The 15,608-nt window shown below is 68.4% G+C and carries 15 protein-coding genes and 1 pseudogene; 12 read left to right on the top strand and 4 right to left on the bottom strand.

Features of this window, described 5'->3' with window-relative positions; all coding sequences use genetic code 11:
- From XINFAN_RS21880 to XINFAN_RS19650, 4 genes and pseudogenes are all read left to right on the top strand, one after another.
- A pseudogene (locus XINFAN_RS21880) lies at window positions 1-320 on the top strand (cytochrome ubiquinol oxidase subunit I); the annotation flags it as partial.
- Window positions 317-721: a hypothetical protein gene (locus XINFAN_RS19660; protein ID WP_124088558.1), complete on the top strand. Its 405-nt coding sequence runs from the start codon at window positions 317-319 to the stop codon at window positions 719-721. The pseudogene XINFAN_RS21880 and the gene XINFAN_RS19660, both read left to right, overlap by 4 nt.
- Window positions 718-1,326, top strand: a complete 609-nt coding sequence (locus tag XINFAN_RS19655; RefSeq protein WP_124088557.1) for a cytochrome c oxidase assembly protein — start codon at window positions 718-720, stop codon at window positions 1,324-1,326. The genes XINFAN_RS19660 and XINFAN_RS19655 overlap by 4 nt, the downstream gene beginning before the upstream one ends.
- Window positions 1,323-2,300, top strand: a complete 978-nt coding sequence (locus XINFAN_RS19650; RefSeq protein WP_124088556.1) for a c-type cytochrome — start codon at window positions 1,323-1,325, stop codon at window positions 2,298-2,300. Before XINFAN_RS19655 ends, XINFAN_RS19650 begins: the two co-directional genes overlap by 4 nt.
- Here the strand turns inward: XINFAN_RS19650 and XINFAN_RS19645 are convergent.
- A complete protein-coding gene (locus tag XINFAN_RS19645) occupies window positions 2,297-3,055 on the bottom strand; it encodes a helix-turn-helix transcriptional regulator (protein WP_160144674.1) in 759 nt (252 codons plus the stop codon). The genes XINFAN_RS19650 and XINFAN_RS19645 overlap by 4 nt on opposite strands.
- A gap of 105 nt (window positions 3,056-3,160) precedes the next feature.
- Between XINFAN_RS19645 and XINFAN_RS19640 the strand changes: the two genes are divergently transcribed.
- Genes XINFAN_RS19640 through XINFAN_RS19605 form a run of 8 tightly spaced genes read left to right on the top strand, consistent with a single transcriptional unit; the run spans window position 3,161 to window position 12,862 of the window.
- Window positions 3,161-4,495: a glutamine synthetase family protein gene (locus tag XINFAN_RS19640; RefSeq protein ID WP_124088554.1), complete on the top strand. Its 1,335-nt coding sequence runs from the start codon at window positions 3,161-3,163 to the stop codon at window positions 4,493-4,495.
- A 27-nt stretch (window positions 4,496-4,522) separates the two neighbouring features.
- Window positions 4,523-5,650: an ABC transporter substrate-binding protein gene (locus XINFAN_RS19635; RefSeq protein ID WP_124088553.1), complete on the top strand. Its 1,128-nt coding sequence runs from the start codon at window positions 4,523-4,525 to the stop codon at window positions 5,648-5,650.
- A gap of 55 nt (window positions 5,651-5,705) precedes the next feature.
- A complete protein-coding gene (locus XINFAN_RS19630; RefSeq protein WP_160144673.1) occupies window positions 5,706-6,791 on the top strand; it encodes an ABC transporter ATP-binding protein in 1,086 nt (361 codons plus the stop codon).
- A 1-nt stretch (window position 6,792) separates the two neighbouring features.
- Window positions 6,793-7,659: an ABC transporter permease gene (locus tag XINFAN_RS19625; protein WP_124088551.1), complete on the top strand. Its 867-nt coding sequence runs from the start codon at window positions 6,793-6,795 to the stop codon at window positions 7,657-7,659.
- Entirely contained in the window at window positions 7,656-8,468 is an 813-nt protein-coding gene (locus XINFAN_RS19620) for an ABC transporter permease (protein ID WP_124088550.1), read from the top strand. Before XINFAN_RS19625 ends, XINFAN_RS19620 begins: the two co-directional genes overlap by 4 nt.
- Window positions 8,465-9,844, top strand: coding sequence for an amidase (locus tag XINFAN_RS19615; protein ID WP_124088549.1), 1,380 nt, complete (start codon window positions 8,465-8,467; stop codon window positions 9,842-9,844). Before XINFAN_RS19620 ends, XINFAN_RS19615 begins: the two co-directional genes overlap by 4 nt.
- A 43-nt stretch (window positions 9,845-9,887) precedes the next feature.
- Window positions 9,888-10,916: an agmatine deiminase family protein gene (locus XINFAN_RS19610; RefSeq protein WP_124088548.1), complete on the top strand. Its 1,029-nt coding sequence runs from the start codon at window positions 9,888-9,890 to the stop codon at window positions 10,914-10,916.
- Window positions 10,913-12,862: an amidase gene (locus XINFAN_RS19605; protein WP_199286473.1), complete on the top strand. Its 1,950-nt coding sequence runs from the start codon at window positions 10,913-10,915 to the stop codon at window positions 12,860-12,862. Before XINFAN_RS19610 ends, XINFAN_RS19605 begins: the two co-directional genes overlap by 4 nt.
- On the opposite strand, the gene XINFAN_RS19600 is transcribed toward XINFAN_RS19605, so the two are convergent.
- Genes XINFAN_RS19600 through XINFAN_RS19590 form a run of 3 tightly spaced genes read right to left on the bottom strand, consistent with a single transcriptional unit; the run spans window position 12,859 to window position 15,586 of the window.
- On the bottom strand, window positions 12,859-13,947 hold the full coding sequence (locus XINFAN_RS19600; RefSeq protein ID WP_124088547.1) for an ABC transporter ATP-binding protein: 1,089 nt from the start codon (window positions 13,945-13,947) through the stop codon (window positions 12,859-12,861). The genes XINFAN_RS19605 and XINFAN_RS19600 overlap by 4 nt on opposite strands.
- The gene (locus XINFAN_RS19595; protein WP_124088546.1) at window positions 13,944-14,744 is read right to left on the bottom strand and encodes an ABC transporter permease; all 801 of its coding nucleotides are present in this window, start codon (window positions 14,742-14,744) and stop codon (window positions 13,944-13,946) included. Before XINFAN_RS19595 ends, XINFAN_RS19600 begins: the two co-directional genes overlap by 4 nt.
- Window positions 14,744-15,586 carry an ABC transporter permease gene (locus XINFAN_RS19590; RefSeq protein WP_124088545.1) on the bottom strand — a complete coding sequence of 281 codons (843 nt, stop codon included), beginning with the start codon at window positions 15,584-15,586 and terminating at the stop codon, window positions 14,744-14,746. The genes XINFAN_RS19595 and XINFAN_RS19590 overlap by 1 nt, the downstream gene beginning before the upstream one ends.
- Between the last annotated feature and the right edge of the window lie 22 nt (window positions 15,587-15,608).

The following is a 15,608-nucleotide window of genomic DNA, read 5'->3' as shown; positions in this document are numbered from 1 at the left end:
GGGCGAGGGCCTCGCTTGCGCTCGGGCTGGCGCTGGCGCTGGCCGGGGGGCTCGCTTTGCTCGGCGGGCCCCGGGCCAGCGGACTGGACCCCACCGCCCATGCCTATCCCGCCATCGTCTGGACGCTGTCGGGCTGGGCGATGCTGCATCTGGTGGTGGGGGTGATGATGCAGGGTTACGCCTTCGCACGCTCCGGTGCCGGGAAGATGACGCCCGGCCATGACGCCGATCTGTGGAACGTCACGCTCTACTGGCATTTCGCCGCATTCCAGGCGGTGACCACCACCCTTGTGCTGGGAGGCTTTCCGTTGCTGCTATGACCGGAGATCTGCGCAAGGAAACCGAACGCGAAACCGGCACCGGCACCGATCTGTGGCGGGTGATCCTGGCCCCGGTGATCTGGGCCGCGCATTTCCTGTTCGTCTATATCTTCGCCGCCATCTGGTGCGAGAAGCTGGGCCGCGCCGCCTCGCTCTGGCATGTCCAGGTCGCGGTCGGCGGGGCGACGCTGCTGGCGCTGGCCGGGATCGCGCTGGTGACGCGGCATCTGTGGGCGGTGCGCGCCCGCAGCCTGACCGACGACGATTTCGACTTCGAGCACAACTCGCCCGAGGAGCGCCACCGCTTCCTGTCGCATGTCGCGCTGATGCTCTGCGCGCTGTCGGCGGTGGCGGTGATCTATGTCGCCATCCCCGCCTTTTACCTGACGAGCTGCCGATGAACCCTGCCTTCACCCTTGCCGGCGCCGCCGTGCTGGCCCTTGCCTGGGCCGGGCCTTTGCCCGGGATGGTGCCGCACAGTTTCGCCGCGCATATGGCGCTGCATATGGCGGTGGTAGGCGTGGGGGTGCCCTTGCTGGCCGCCGGGCTGGCGCCCGCGCTGTCGCAGACCCGGCTGATGCGCTCGCAACTGGCGCTGCCGGTGGCGGTGAGCCTTTTCGACCTGATCGTGGTCTGGGGCTGGCACGCGCCGGTGCTGCACGAGGCTGCGCGGGCGATCCCCGCGGTGCTGGCGCTGGAACAGGCGATGTTCGCGCTGGCGGCGGCGCTGGTCTGGCTGATCGCGCTTGGCGCCGAGGCCGGGCGGCGGCATGAGGCGGCGCTGGCGGGCGCGCTGACCTTGTTCTTCACCTCGATGCATATGACCCTTCTGGGCGCGCTGATCGGGCTGGCGAGCCGGCCCATTTACGGCCACGCCCATGGGCCCGATCCGGTGCGCGATCAGCAGATCGGCGGGGCGATCATGCTGGTGATCGGGGGGGTGATCTACCTCGCCGGGGGCCTTGTGCTGATCGCCCGGGTGCTGCGGCAAAGGGGGGTGGCATGAAGCGGCTGCGGCCCTGGATCATCGGCGCGGCGCTTGGGGCGCTTGGGCTGGCGATGCTGCCGCTCTCGGGGCTCATGCCGCATGACGCGACCGGCCGGGGCGGCGTGGCGGGCTGGTATCAGGGGCTGGCGGTGCGGCAATCGGTGACGCTCCGCTCGCTGAGCGTGATGCCGCCGGATCTGAGCGACCCGGCGATGGCCGCCCGCGCGGCGGGGCATTACGAGCTGGTCTGCGCCGCCTGCCACGGCAGCCCGGCGGCGCCCGCGCAACGGATCGCCCAGGACCTGTGGCCAGAGCCCCCGGCGCTGACCCGGGGGCACTGGCGGCCCCCGGCGCGGCTGTTCCAGGTGGTGAAACACGGCATCCGCCACAGCGCCATGCCGGGCTGGCCCGCGCAATCGCGCGACGATGAGGTCTGGGATATGGTCGCCTTCCTGCGCCTGATGCCGGGGCTGTCGCCGGAGGATTACCGCCGGATGGCGGGCACCGCGCGCTGTACCGATTGCCACGGGCAAAGTGGCGAGGGGCGCGACGGCATCCCCCGGCTCGACATCCAGACGCCGGAATATCTGGCCGCCGCCCTGCGCGCCTATCGTGACGGCAGCCGGCAGAGCGGCGCGATGATCGCGGTCGCGCGCGGGCTGAGCGATCAGGACATCGACCGCCTGGCCCATGAGTTCGGCCGCGAGACCGGGATCGCGCCCCGGCCCGTGGATGCGGCGGGAGAGATCGCCACCCGCGGCCTCACCGCGCGCGACATTCCCGCCTGCCTCTCGTGCCACGGCGCGACGGCGCGGCGCGATTATCCCCGGCTGATGGGCCAGGACCCGGGCTATCTGCGCCGCCAGCTTGAGCTGTTCGTGACCCTGCAAGAGGATCGCGGCGGCCCCCATGCCGATACGATGGCGAAGGCCGCGCGCTGGTTGCAGCCCGACCACATCGCGGCGCTGGCGGCCTGGCTCGGGCGCGACTAGACCGAGGCGATGAACAGCGAGAACAGCTCGGCTTGGCTGGAAATGCCGAGCTTGCGATACGAGTTCTTGCGGTGGACCTTCACCGTCCCCTCGCTGATCTCCAGCCGCGCGGCGATGGCGGCGGCGGAATAGCCCTTCAGGATCATGCCGATCACCTCGACCTCGCGCGCGGTCAAGAGATCCCGCGCCAGCCGGTGCAGCACGGTTTCAAGCTGCGGCGCCTCGGTCGGGTCGGGCGAAGGGCGGGCCTCGCCCCAATGCGCGGCCATCAGCGCCGCCACCACCGGGGCCACATCGGCGTAAAGCCGGCGCTCGGTCCGCGAGAAGCCCGGCGCCTCCAGCGTGCGGGCGATGCTGAGAACGGCGGTGGCGCCGCCCTCCAGCACGGCGGGGATGCCCATCTCGTCGCGGATGCCGGTGCGGCGGTAGTGCTTCTGGTAATATTCGGTGCGGAAGAACCCGTCCGGCGCCAGTTCGCGCAGATGGAACACGCCGCTGCGGCGGCCCGCGCTGATCTCGCCATAGAACGGGTCGAGCAGCCAGGGCCCGTCGCTGTAGGCGCCGACCACGATCCCGGCCACCTCGCCCGCCATGTTGTGATAAAGCGACTGCGGCCTCCGCCTGCCGTCATAGGAAAAGATCATGCAGATGCGGAACGGGATCAGCCTGGCCAGCGCGGCTTCCAGCGCCTGCGGAAAGCCCGGCCGCCCGAGGGCGCGGATCGCCCGGGCCAGGTGATCGTTCCAGTCGGACATGGATCGCTTCCCTTTCGGCCGATTCCTACCCCTTTGGGGATATTTCCGCAATATTTGCCTGATTCCATACTGGCCGTAACAGCAGGCGGGGATGGGTCTCGGGCGATGACGAAACAGGCGGATCTGCCCGAATATCTGGCGCAATCCGGGGCAAGCCACGTCCATCTGGGGATCTTTGATCCGGACGGCGCCCTGCGCGTGAAACGGGTGCCCGCGGCCAAGGCGGCAAAGATGGCGGGCGCGGGCTATCAGTTCTGCGACGTGCTCTACGCCTGGGACACCGCCGAACAGACTTATGGCGGCGGCGTCTATATCGACCGCCCGGCGGTGATCTTTACCGATACCGTCCGCCCCTGGCCGTTCGAAGGGAACGAGGCGCTTTGCCTTGCCGATTTCGCCCTGCCGTTCGGCGAGGTCTCGGCCCGCAACCAGTTGCTCGCGCAGATCGAAAAGGCGCGGGGGATGGGCTTTTCCGTCCATTCCGCTTTCGAGTTCGAGTTCAACCTCCTTGAGGAAACCGCCGAGAGCCTGCGCGCCGGAGGCTGGGCCGATCCCACCCATTTCGCGCAAGGCAACCGCACCTATTCGCTGGGCACGCTTGGGGAACACCATGATCTGCTGACGGGCCTGGAGGCGGTGATGGAGCGCCTCGGCATCGGGTTCGACGCGATCCATACTGAGTTGGGGCCGGGCTGCCTGGAGGTGCCGCTTGCGCATGCCGAGGGGGTGAAGGCCGCGGACGATGCGGCTTTGTTCAAGAATTTCGCCAGGACGTATTTCCGCCGCCACGGGCTGACCGCGTGTTTCATGTCGAAGCTGAAAGAGACGCTTTCGGGCCAGTCGGGCCATCTGCATGTGTCTTTGCGCAACCTGTCGGACGGCGCGCCCGCGTTCCATGATCCTACGGCGCCCGATACGATCTCGCAGCTTGAACGCTGGTTCATCGGCGGGCTGATGCGGCTGATGCCGGAATGGCTGGCGCTTTGCAGCCAGACGGTGAACGCTTACAAGCGGATGGTGCCGGGGATGTGGGCGCCGACTTACGCCTCCTGGGGGATCCAGAACCGCACCGTGGCGCTCAGGGTGATGAACGACAGCGCCAGTGCCGCGCGGGTCGAGTTCCGGGTGCCCTCGGCCGACACCCATCCGCATGCGGCTTTGGCGATGTGCCTCGGCGCCGGTCTCTGGGGGATCGAGAACCGGATCGAGCCGCCCGCGCCGCGCGACGACGATTGCTACCGCACCCCGCCGCCCGAAGGCGCGGATTTCCCGCGCGATCTGCGCGAGGCCGCCGACCGGCTGGACGCCAGCGCGACCGCGCGCGCGGTGTTCGGGGATGCCTTCATCGACACTTTCGTGATGGCGCGGCGCGCCGAGGATGCCGCCTGGCGCCGCCACGTCACCGCCTGGGAGGTGGAGCGCTACCTGGAAACCGTCTGAACGATCAAAACCAACAGGGGAAACAAGATGCAAAGACCGATGAGCCGGATGTTCGGCCCCGCCCGCCGCGACGTTCTGAAAGGCATGGGCGCGCTCGGGCTTGCGGGCCTCGCGGGGCTGAAACCCGCCCGCGCCGCCACCCGCATGAACTACATGTGCTGGGAGGGCTATGACAAAGCCTCGATCATCGACCCGTTCGAGGCGGCGAACGATGTCGAGGTCTCGGTCGACCTGATCACCGACAGCCCCGGCGGGTTCGCCAAACTGGCCGCCGGGGCCTGGCGCGATTTCGACGTGGTGTCCTCGGACAGCCCCTGGATCCAGCGCATGGGGCCGGCCGATATCGCCGAATTCCTCGACCCGGCCCAGTTCGCCGATGTCTACGGGGATTTCTACGAGCAGTTCCGCGCGCCCTTCGCGCCCCTGGAGTTCGACGGCAAGGTCACCGGCCTGCCCACCCGCTGGGGCTGGGTCGGCCCGACGGTCAACACCGAATACGACAGCCTGGAATCCTGGGCCAGCTACGACAACTGCTTCGATCCGGCCTATAAGGATAAGATCTGCGTGCTCGACTGGGGCGACTGGCCGATCATGCCGATGGCGCTCCACGCCGGGATCAACCCCTATGAGGAACTGGACGACGCCGCGCTGAACGAGATCCGCCTGGTGCTGCGCGCCCTGTTCAAGAACACCCGCGCGGTGGTGGCCGATCTGTCGGTGGCGCAGAAGGGGCTGATGGACGGCTCTTTCCGCACCCTGATCGGCGGCGGCACCTATTGCACCTCGGCTTTGCGCAAGGACGGGATGAAGCATATCCGCTCCATCGTGCCCGAGCCGAAGAACGGGCTGAACCAGGGCATCATCTGGATGGAGGCGACCGGCATCGTCAAAGACCCGTCCGACCCCGAAAAGGCCAGGGCGCTGTTGCGGCATCTGGTCTCGCCCGAGGTCGCGGTGGAACTGGCCTGGACCGAGGCCACCTGCAACCTGGTGCCCTCGGCCAAAGCCGAGGCGCTGTTCTCGGACGAGCAGAAGGATGTCCTGCAAATGGATTACATGTGGGAGGCCTGGGACAAGTCGCAGTTCCACAACGTCGCCCCCAACATCGACCAGATGCTGGAGATCTGGCAGCAGGAACTCGCCGCCGCGAACTGAAGGCAGCCGCGGGCCGGCCCGGGCCGGTCCGCGCGACAATCAAGGAAGATCCTTCGTGTCCGATCCGATCATCGAAGCGCGCGGCATCCAGAAATATTACGGCGATTACCACGCGCTGAAACAGGTCTCGCTCAGCGTGGCGGCGGGCGAGTTTCTTGCGCTGGTCGGGCCTTCGGGCTGCGGCAAGACCTCGCTTTTGAAGATCCTTGCGGGGTTCGAGGCGCCCTCGGGCGGCACCCTCACCATCCAGGGCCAGGACATGGCGGGGGTTCCGGCGGCGGGGCGCCCCACCCGGATGGTGTTCCAGAAACTCGCGCTGTTTCCGCATAAGACGGTGGCCGAGAACATCGCCTTTCCGCTGACGGTGGCCCGACGCCCGGCGGACGCGATCCGCGCGGCCGTCACCGAGATGCTGGAGATGATGCATCTGAAAGAGGCCTATCTGCACCGCTATCCGCATGAGCTTTCGGGCGGCGAGCAGCAGCGGGTGGCGCTGGCCCGCGCCATGGTGTCGAAACCGCCGGTTCTTCTGCTGGACGAGCCGATGAGCGCGCTGGACGCCCGGCTGAAGAAATCGCTCCAGGCGGAACTGAAACACCTGCACCGCAATGTCGGCACCAGCTTTGTCCATGTCACCCATGATCTGGAAGAGGCGATGATGCTGGCCGACCGGATTTGCGTCATGCGCGCGGGCGAGGTGGTGCAGATCGGCTCGCCGCATGACATCTATTACCGCCCGGCCGAGGCCTTCGTCGCGGGCTTCATCGGCGACACCAACCTCTTGCCCGCGCAACTGACGCGCGAGGGCGAGGGCTGGCGCTTCGACTGCCCGCTTTTGAAAACCGAACGCCCCTTCATCGGCCCGGATCAGGCGGCCGCGAACCTGTCCGACGGCCCGGGCCTTCTGATGATCCGCCCCGAGTTGCTGCGCATCCTGTCCCCGGCCGATGCCGCGGAATGCGTGATCGAAGGCGTGGTGTCCGAGCATTTCGTCCGCGGCGGTTCGGTGCAATACCGGGTGCAGGCGAAGGGCGCGGTGATCGTCCTCGACCTGCCCGGCACGATGGTTCTGCCGGCCCGGAACGGCGATCCGGTGCGGCTCGGCTGCGCGCGCAGCGACCTGTTCGCGATGAGGGGCTGAGATGGCGGAACCCCGATCCTGGCGCGACGGCGCGGTGCGGCTGACCACCCTGCCGCTGATCGCGATCTTCGGCGCCTTCTTCCTGGTGCCCCTGGTGATGACCGCGGTCCTCAGCTTTCAGGGCACCCAGTATTACCGGCTGGTCTGGACCTGGGATCTGAAGATCTGGCGCGACGTGTTCTCGCAATGGCATTACTGGTCGATCATGCTGCGCACGCTGAGCATGGCCTGCATCTGCACCGCGCTTTGCATCCTGATCGCGCTGCCGGTGGCCTATGCTCTGGTCACCCGGCTGAAGGACTGGGCGGATCACGTCACCCTGCTGATCGTCTTCGCCTTCCTGACCGATGCGGTGCTGAAGACCTTCGGCTGGGTGCTGTTCCTCGACCGCTCGGGGGTTTTGAACGGGATGCTTGAGGGCTTAGGCTTCGGCAAGGCGGCGCTGGACGTGCTGTTCTCGCCCTTCGCCACCATGATCGGCATGGTCTACAGCCTGCTGCCCTATGCGATCTTCACCATCGCGCTTTCCATGGCGCGGATCGACCGCGACCTGGTGCTGGCGGCCTACGATTCCGGCGCCTCGCGCTGGCGGACCCTGCGAGAGGTGACGTTGCCGCTTGCCCGGCCCGGGATCGTCGCCGGGGCGGTGCTGGTCTTCGTGCTGTCTCTGGGCGTGTTCCTTGAGCCCCGGGTGATGGGCGGCGGCACCTCGCCGATGGCGGCCGAACTGATCCGGCAGAGCTTCGAGACAAGGGTGAACTGGCCATTGGGCGCCGCGCTGACGCTGGTGGTGATCGTCATCGGCGCGCTCAGCCTCGCGCTGTTCGGGGGCCTTGCGCTTGGCGCCGGGCGGAGGGCCAGGGCATGAGGAAACGCGGCCTGATCGACTTTCTGCTGCCGGCCTCGGTCGTCGTCGTGCTGGTGTTCTTCTACATCCCGATCGCCACGCTGGTGCTGTTCTCGTTCACCTCCAGCCGGTTCCTGAGCTGGCCGATCCCGGGCTTTTCGCTGCGCTGGTATGGCGAGTTGCTGGCGGACCGCAATTTCTGGGCGGCGCTGACCAATTCGGCGGTGCTGGCGGCGGTGGCGACCGTGCTGGCCACCACGCTCGGCATCCTTGGCGCCTTCGCCTGGATGCGCTGGCGCTTCCGCTGCCAGCGCGCGTTTCAGGTGCTGACCTTCGCGCCGCTCCTGTTCCCGCAGCTTCTGCTGGGCGTGGTCATGCTCTTGTGGTTTTCGGTGCTGGCGGGCTGGCTCAATACCTCGCCCGGGCTGTGGTCGGCGGTGATCGGGCATGTGGTCTACATCACCCCCTTCGCCATCGTGATCGTCTCGGTGCAGATGTATGGCTTCGACACCTCGCTGGAACAGGCGGCCGAGGATGCCGGGGCCTCGCGCTGGCAGGTTCTGAGCCAGGTCACGTTGCCCTTGTTGTGGCCGGGGATCTTCTCGGCGCTGATCTTTGCCTTCCTGCTGAGCTGGGGGAACTTCTACATCACCTACAGCCTCTCGGGCTCGGCGCGCACCCTGCCGACCTATGTGTTCTCGGGGATCGCGGTCGGCTCGTCGCCGATCTATCCGGCGCTGGCGACGCTGACCTTCGCCCCCGCGCTGGTGCTGATCGTGATCGTCGACGTGATGCGGCGGCGCGCGGCACGGCGGCGGGCCGGGGCATGAGCGCGCTCGCCCGGCTTTCCGCGGCAGAGACCGTGCAGGGCCTGGCGGCGGGCCGCTTCTCTGCCACCGAGCGGGTGCGTGCGAGCCTGGAGCGCATCGCCGAGGTCCAGCCCGCGCTGAACGCCTTCACCGTGGTTCTGACCGACGAGTCACTGGCCGAAGCCGAGGCGCTCGACCGCCGTCTTGCTGCCGGAGAGCGCCCGGGCCTCCTGGCCGGGGTGCCGGTGGCGATCAAGGATTTCACCCCCTCGCGCGGGCATCCGGCGACGCGGGGCTCCTGGGCGATTTCCGACGCGCCCGGGGATTTCGACCCGGTGGTGGTGCGGCGGCTGAAGGCGGCGGGGGCGATCATCGTCGGCAAGACCACCACGCCGGAATTTGCGTATTCCAGCTTCACCCAAAGCCCCCGCTGGGGCGTGACCCGTAACCCGCATGACCCCTCGCGCACGCCGGGCGGCTCTTCGGGGGGCGCGGCGGTGGCGGTGGCGACGCATTGCGTGCCGCTGGCCGAGGGCACCGATATGGGCGGCTCGGTCCGCATCCCGGCGGCGCTGACCGGGGTGGTCGGGCTGAAACCCTCGCTCGGGCGGATTCCGATGGACATCCTGCCCGGCTGTTTCGACGATATGTCGCATTTCGGCCCGCTGGCGGGGGATGTCCGCGACGCGGTGCTGTTCCTGCGCGCGACCCAGGGGCCGGATGATGCCGACATCCTGTCGCAGACCGTCCCCGCCGTGCTGCCCGAGGCCCCCGCCGATCTGCGCGGACGGCGCTTCGCGCTGTCTCTGGATCTGGGCTATTACGCGCTGCATCCGGGGGTGGAGGCCGCGATCCGCACCGCCGCCGACCGGCTGCGCGCGGCGGGGGCCGAGGTGCGCGAGGTCGCGCTGCCCTGGACGCGGCGGCTCAACGATCTCTGGGGCCAGATTTGGGGCGTGACGCTCGCCGCCGCCTGGGGCGATAGGCTGGCGACCTTCCGCGCGCGGATGGACCCGCACCTCGTGGCGCTGATCGAGGCCGGGCTGGCGATGGATGCGGTCGGCTTCAAGCGGCTGGAGGCGGAGCGCACCGCGCTCTGGCGCCCCTTCGCCGAGGTGCTTTCGGGCTGCGACGCCTTCCTCTGCCCGACCTGCGCGCAGCCCGCGCCGCCGGTGGGACACACCGACGCCGATCACGACCGCACCGGGCCGGACGGGCGTTACCACGGGCTCGACATGACCTGCCCGTTCAACCTGTTCTCGCCCTGTCCGGCGATCAGCCTGCCTGCCGGGCTGGCCGACGGCCTGCCGGTCGGGCTTCAGATCGTCGGCCAGCGCCAGGGCGACGGCGATCTGCTGGCGCTGGCCTGGGCGGCCGAGGCGGCCTTGCGCGCGTGAGCCGTCTCGCATCAGATGGCGGGAAACCGTGACGGAGAGAGAGATGACCTGGTTCATGCCGCCCGAGACCGCCCCGCAAGAGCGCATCTGGATGGCCTTCCCGCGCGAGAGCGAAACTTTGGGCGAGGGCAGCGTGGCGCGCGAGGCCGGCTATGCCGCCTGGGCCGCGGTCGCCCATGCCATCCTGGAATTCGAGCCGGTCACCATGATCGTGGACCCGACCGAGACGGCGCGCGCGCGGCAGATGCTGGGCGAGGGCGTCGAGATCCTGGAGCGCCCGCTGGATCATTTCTGGACCCGCGATTCCGGCCCCACTTTCGTCCAGGCGCCGGATGGATCCCTGGCGGCGGTGGACTGGATCTTCAACGCCTGGGGCAGCCCCGATCCGGCGGAATGGACGAACGACCGCGGGCTGGCGGCTTTCATCGCGCAAGCGGCCGGGGTGCCTCTGGTGCCGTCGCTGCTGGTCAATGAGGGCGGCGGCATCCATACCGATGGCGAGGGCACGGTTTTCGCGACCGAGACCGTGCAGCTTGATCCCGACCGCAACCCCCATGCCGACAAGGCGCGGATCGGGGCCGAATTTGCCCGCACCCTCGGGGCGGAAAAGGTGATCTGGCTGCCGCGCGGCCTGACCCGCGATTACGAGACCTTCGGCACCCGCGGCCATGTCGATATCGTCGCCACCTTCGCCGCGCCGGGCAAGGTGCTGCTCCATGACCAGGCCGATCCCGGGCACCCCGACCATGCGGTGATGCGCGAGATCCGCGCGCTGCTGGAAGAGGCGACCGATGCGAAGGGCCGCCGCCTGGAGATCATCCCCGTCCCCGCGCCCGAAACCCTGCGCGACGCCCATGGCTTCAACGACTGGAGCTATATCAACCACCTGGTCGTCAACGGCGGGGTGATCGCCTGCGGCTTCGGCGAGGACCGCGCCGATGCCCGTGCGCGAGAGATCCTGTCGCACGCCTATCCCGGCCGCCGCGTGGTCAGCGTGGACGCGCGCGAGATCTTCGCCCGGGGCGGCGGGGTGCATTGCATCACCCAGCACCAGCCGAAGGCCCGCGCATGAAACTGGTCGAGGCCGGGATCGCGGAGCTGCGCGAGGGGCTGGCTGCGGGCCGCTTCACCTCGGTCGCGCTGGTGGCGGGCTATCTGAACCGGATCGCGCATTACGACCGGCAGGGGATCCTGCTGAACGCGGTGCCGGTGCTGAACCCGGCGATGTTCCAGGAGGCCCGCGCCTCGGACCTGCGGCGCGCTGCGGGAGGGACGCTCGGCCCGCTCGACGGCATCCCCTATACCGCGAAGGACAGCTACAAGGTGCGCGGGCTGACGGTGGCCGCGGGCTCGCCCGCCTTCCGCGACCTGGTGGCGACGGGCGACGCTTTCGCGATTTCCCGGCTGCGGGCAGGCGGGGCGGTGCTGATCGGGCTGACCAATATGCCGCCGATGGCGAATGGCGGCATGCAGCGCGGCCTCTGGGGAAGGGCAGAATCGCCCTACAATGGCGATTACCTGACGGCGGCTTTCGCCTCGGGCTCGTCCAACGGCTCGGGCACGGCGACGGCGGCGTCTTTCGCGGCCTTCGGGCTGGGCGAGGAAACCTGGTCCTCGGGCCGCGCACCGGCGGCGAACAACGGGCTTTGCGCCTATACGCCCTCGCGCGGGGTGATCTCGGTGCGGGGCAACTGGCCCTTGGTGCCGACGATGGATGTGGTGGTGCCGCATGCGCGGACCATGGCGGATCTGCTGGAAATCCTCGAGGTGATCGTCGCGGATGATCCCGAGACCCGCGGCGATCTGTGGCGGCGCCAGAGCTGGGTCGCGATCCCGAAGGCGTCAGCGGTGCGGCCGGAGTCCTATCCGGCGCTGACGGGGGTGCTGACGGGCAAGCGGTTCGGCGTGCCGGCGATGTATATCAACGCCGACCCTGCGGCCGGAACGGCGGAGCATCCCGGCATCGGCGGGCCGACCGGGCAAAGGATCGAGACCCGCGCCTCGGTCATCGCCCTGTGGCAGAGGGCGCGGGCGGCGCTGGAAGCGGCCGGGGCCGAGGTGGTGGTGACCGATTTCCCCGTGGTCTCGAATTACGAGGGCGACCGGCCGGGGGCGGCGAAGATCGGGACGCGCGGCCTCGTGCCGCCGGACTATCTGCGGCGCGAGATCGTGGAACTCTCGGCCTGGGCCTGGGACGATTTCCTGGCGGCGAACGGCGATCCGGGGCTGAATCGCCTCGGCCAGGTCGACGGGGCGGGCATCTTCCCGCCACCCGCAGGTGCGCTGCCCGACCGCTACACCGGGTTTGACGACGACATCGCCCATTATCCCGACCACGCCCGCGCCCATCCGGTCACGGATTTCCGCGAGATCCCGCATCTGGAACAGGGCTTCCGGGGGCTGGAGGCAACCCGCCAGCGCGATCTGGAGGCCTGGATGGACGGCCTCGGGCTGGATGCGGTGGTGTTCCCGGCGGTTGCGGATGTCGGCCCGGCGGATGCGGATGTGAACCCGGCCTCGGCGGAACTGGCCTGGAGGAACGGGGTCTGGGTCGCGAACGGCAATCTGGCGATAAGGCATCTGGGGATTCCCACCGTCACCGTGCCGATGGGGGTGATGGCGGATACCGGGATGCCCGCGGGCCTGACCTTCGCGGGCCGGGCGTATGACGACAACGCGCTTCTCGCGCTGGCGCTCGCGTTCGGGGCCACCGGCACCTGCCGCGAGCCCCCGCCGCGCACACCGGAACTGGCATTGCCCGACGCGCAAGGCGGCACCCGCCTCAGCCTGCGCGCCCGGATCGAAGACGCGCGCCTTGTGATCGAGGGCGAAACCGACGGCCCCGACCTCTGGCTGACGCTCGACGGAACCCCGCTCACCGCCACCCGCGACGGTGAGCGTTTCCGCGCCGAGACAGAGGCCCCGTCTGACCGCCCCCGGCACAGTCAGCATCTGCCGCCCTACCGCCCGATGGTGATCGCCTGCGCGGGCGGCGCGGCGGCCTACGCCTTCGCCTAGCCGCGCACGAAGGCGTGGGCGGCCTCCGGCGACCAGCGGATATGCAGCCGGTCGCCCCGCGCCACATTCGCCGCCAGCGGATGGCCGAAGTTCAGCCGCACCGACAGCGCCGCGCCCCAGGGGGTGCGCGCGGCCAGCGTGGTGTTGTTGCCGAGGAAGGTCATATCCTCGACCGTCACCGGCAGCGAGGCGCCCTCGGGGCCGGGCTCGGTCGCCAGTTCGATCCGTTCGGGCCGCAGCATGAGTTCCGCCGCCTGGCCCGCGCGCCCGCTGCCGTGCAGCGGCACGGCGGCCACCGTGGTGCCGTCGGCGAAGCGCAAAGCCGCGCGCTCACCCGAGACGCTGGCGAGTTCCCCGGCCAGAAACGCGCTGTCGCCGATGAAATCGGCCACGAAATGGGTGGCGGGGTTGGCGTAAAGCTCGGGCCCGGTGCCGACCTGCTCGATCTTGCCCTTGTTGAAGATCGCGATCCGGTCGGAAAGCCGCAGGGCCTCTTCCTGGTCATGGGTGACGTAGAGGATGGTGACGCCGGTTTCCTGGTGGATGCGGCGGATCTCGAACTGGATTTCCTCGCGCAGCTTCTTGTCGAGCGCCGAGAGCGGCTCGTCCATCAGCAGAACCGGCGGATCGTAGACCAGCGCACGCGCGAGAGCCACGCGCTGCTGCTGGCCGCCGGACATCTTCGCGGGCATACGGTCCTCGAACCCTTCCAGCCGCACCAGTTTCAGCGCGCGCTTCACCCGCGCATCCACCTCGGATTTGCCCATCCGGCGCACCCGCAGCGGGAAGGCGACATTCTCGCCCACGCTCAGATGCGGGAACAGCGTGTAGCGCTGGAACACCATGCCGATGTTGCGCTTGTGCGAGGGCGTGGACAGGATCGACTTGCCGCGGATGGTGATGTCGCCCGCGCTCGGGTCCTGGAACCCGGCGAGGATGTAGAGCGTCGTGGATTTCCCCGAACCCGAGGGGCCGAGGAAGGTCATGAACTCGCCCTCGGCGATCGACAGTTCGACGTGATCGGTGGCGACGACCTCGCCGAACACCTTGCGGATGCCGTTGATGTGCAGATAGGGCGTGGTCATCTGGATTTACCTTTGCGGATCAAAGCGGCGACGATCATCAGAAGCACCGTCAGCACGACAAGCAGGGTGGAGGCGGCGGCGATCACCGGGGTCAGGTCCTGGCGGAGCGTGGTCCAGACCTTGACCGGCAGGGTCTGCAAACCGGGCGAGGCCATGAAGATCGCCAGCACCACCTCGTCCCAGGAAATCAGGAAGGAAAAGATCGCGGCCGAGAAAAGCCCGTGGCTGATCGCGGGCAGGGTGACGCGGAACCGCGCCTCCCAGGGGCTGGCGCCGCAGAGGATGGCGGCATCCTCGATCGCCGGATCGAAGGTTTCCAGCGCGCCCGAGATGGTGATCACCGAGAACGGCAGCGCCACGATCAGATGGGCGATCACGAAACCGACCAGGGTGCCGTTCAGCCCGAGCCGCAGGAAGGCCGCGTAAAGCGCCACCGCGACGATGATCACCGGCAGCACCATCGGCGTCAGGAAGAACGCGCGCAGCACGGCGCGGCCGCGGAATTTGCCGCGCACCAGCGCCAGCGACACCAAAAGGCCGAGCGCGACCGACAGCACCATGACGATGGTGGCGATCTTCGCCGAGGTCAGCGCGGCCCCGATCCAGCGCGGATCGGCGAACAGCTCTTCATACCATTTCAGCGTCCAGCCCGGCGGGGGAAAGATCAGCCAGCGCGAATCTCCGAACGACAGCGCGATGATGAACAGGATCGGCATCAGCAGAAACAGCGTCATCAGCGCGCAGATGCCCGACAGCAGCCATTTCCAGGCCCCGAGCTTGTGGAAATCGAGAAGCATCAGCGCACCTCTGGTTTCGGTTCAAAGAACCGCAGCTGCACGGCGTAAAGGCCGAGGGTGACGATGAGCAGGATGAAAGCCGCGGCCCCGCCCATGCCCCAGTTCACAAGGCTCTGCACCTGCTGCGCGATCATCTCGGCCAGCATCATGTTGGCGGTGCCACCCAGAAGCGCGGGGGTGACGAAATAGCCCAGCGACATCACAAAAACCATCAGCCCGCCCGAGGCGATGCCGGGCGCCGCCAGTGGCAAGAGCACACGAAACAGGGCCTGGCCCTTCGAGGCGCCGCAAAGCGCCGCGGCTTGCAGGATGGCGGGGTCGATCTTCCTGATCACGCCCAGAAGCGGCAGGATCATGAAGGGCAGCATGATATAGACCATGCCGATGGTGACGCCGATCAGGTTGTTGGTCAGTTGCAGCGGCTGGTCGATGATGCCCAGAGCCATCAGGCTGCGGTTGATCAGCCCGGTCTGCTGCAAGAGCACCATCCAGGCGTAGGTGCGCGCCAGGAGGTTGGTCCACATGGAAAGCAGGATCACGGCGAAGATCACGCTGGCCCATCTCTGTGGCATGATCGCCAGCGCCCAGGCGACGGGGAAGGCCACCAGCACGGTAACCAGCGTGACCACGCCCGCGACGAAGAAGGTGTTGAAGAACACTTTCGCATAGGTCGCCGAGCCGATCAGCGTGCGGTAATTGTGCAGCCCGGGCTCGGGTTCGGTAACGGAACGCAACAGAAGCAGCGCGACCGGAACCACGAAGAAGGCCAGCAGCAGCAGGATCGCGGGCATGGCGAGGCCAAGGCCCGATCCCCTGCGCTTCGGGGCAAGTGTGATGCTCATTGCTGGTCTCCTCCCGGTCAGC

Source organism: Pseudogemmobacter humi, from assembly GCF_900609055.1.
Classification (GTDB): domain Bacteria; phylum Pseudomonadota; class Alphaproteobacteria; order Rhodobacterales; family Rhodobacteraceae; genus Pseudogemmobacter; species Pseudogemmobacter humi.
This window is presented reverse-complemented; position numbering and strand designations above follow the sequence as displayed.

Bases quoted from the DNA above. Each gene is read 5' to 3' on its own strand.
- XINFAN_RS19660 (WP_124088558.1), top strand. From the start codon at position 317: ATGACCGGAGATCTGCGCAAGGAAACCGAACGCGAAACCGGCACCGGC.
- XINFAN_RS19655 (WP_124088557.1), top strand. From the start codon at position 718: ATGAACCCTGCCTTCACCCTTGCCGGCGCCGCCGTGCTGGCCCTTGCC.
- XINFAN_RS19650 (WP_124088556.1), top strand. From the start codon at position 1,323: ATGAAGCGGCTGCGGCCCTGGATCATCGGCGCGGCGCTTGGGGCGCTT.
- XINFAN_RS19645 (WP_160144674.1), bottom strand. From the start codon at position 3,055: ATGTCCGACTGGAACGATCACCTGGCCCGGGCGATCCGCGCCCTCGGG.
- XINFAN_RS19640 (WP_124088554.1), top strand. From the start codon at position 3,161: ATGACGAAACAGGCGGATCTGCCCGAATATCTGGCGCAATCCGGGGCA.
- XINFAN_RS19635 (WP_124088553.1), top strand. From the start codon at position 4,523: ATGCAAAGACCGATGAGCCGGATGTTCGGCCCCGCCCGCCGCGACGTT.
- XINFAN_RS19625 (WP_124088551.1), top strand. From the start codon at position 6,793: ATGGCGGAACCCCGATCCTGGCGCGACGGCGCGGTGCGGCTGACCACC.
- XINFAN_RS19620 (WP_124088550.1), top strand. From the start codon at position 7,656: ATGAGGAAACGCGGCCTGATCGACTTTCTGCTGCCGGCCTCGGTCGTC.
- XINFAN_RS19615 (WP_124088549.1), top strand. From the start codon at position 8,465: ATGAGCGCGCTCGCCCGGCTTTCCGCGGCAGAGACCGTGCAGGGCCTG.
- XINFAN_RS19610 (WP_124088548.1), top strand. From the start codon at position 9,888: ATGACCTGGTTCATGCCGCCCGAGACCGCCCCGCAAGAGCGCATCTGG.
- XINFAN_RS19605 (WP_199286473.1), top strand. From the start codon at position 10,913: ATGAAACTGGTCGAGGCCGGGATCGCGGAGCTGCGCGAGGGGCTGGCT.
- XINFAN_RS19600 (WP_124088547.1), bottom strand. From the start codon at position 13,947: ATGACCACGCCCTATCTGCACATCAACGGCATCCGCAAGGTGTTCGGC.
- XINFAN_RS19595 (WP_124088546.1), bottom strand. From the start codon at position 14,744: ATGCTTCTCGATTTCCACAAGCTCGGGGCCTGGAAATGGCTGCTGTCG.
- XINFAN_RS19590 (WP_124088545.1), bottom strand. From the start codon at position 15,586: ATGAGCATCACACTTGCCCCGAAGCGCAGGGGATCGGGCCTTGGCCTC.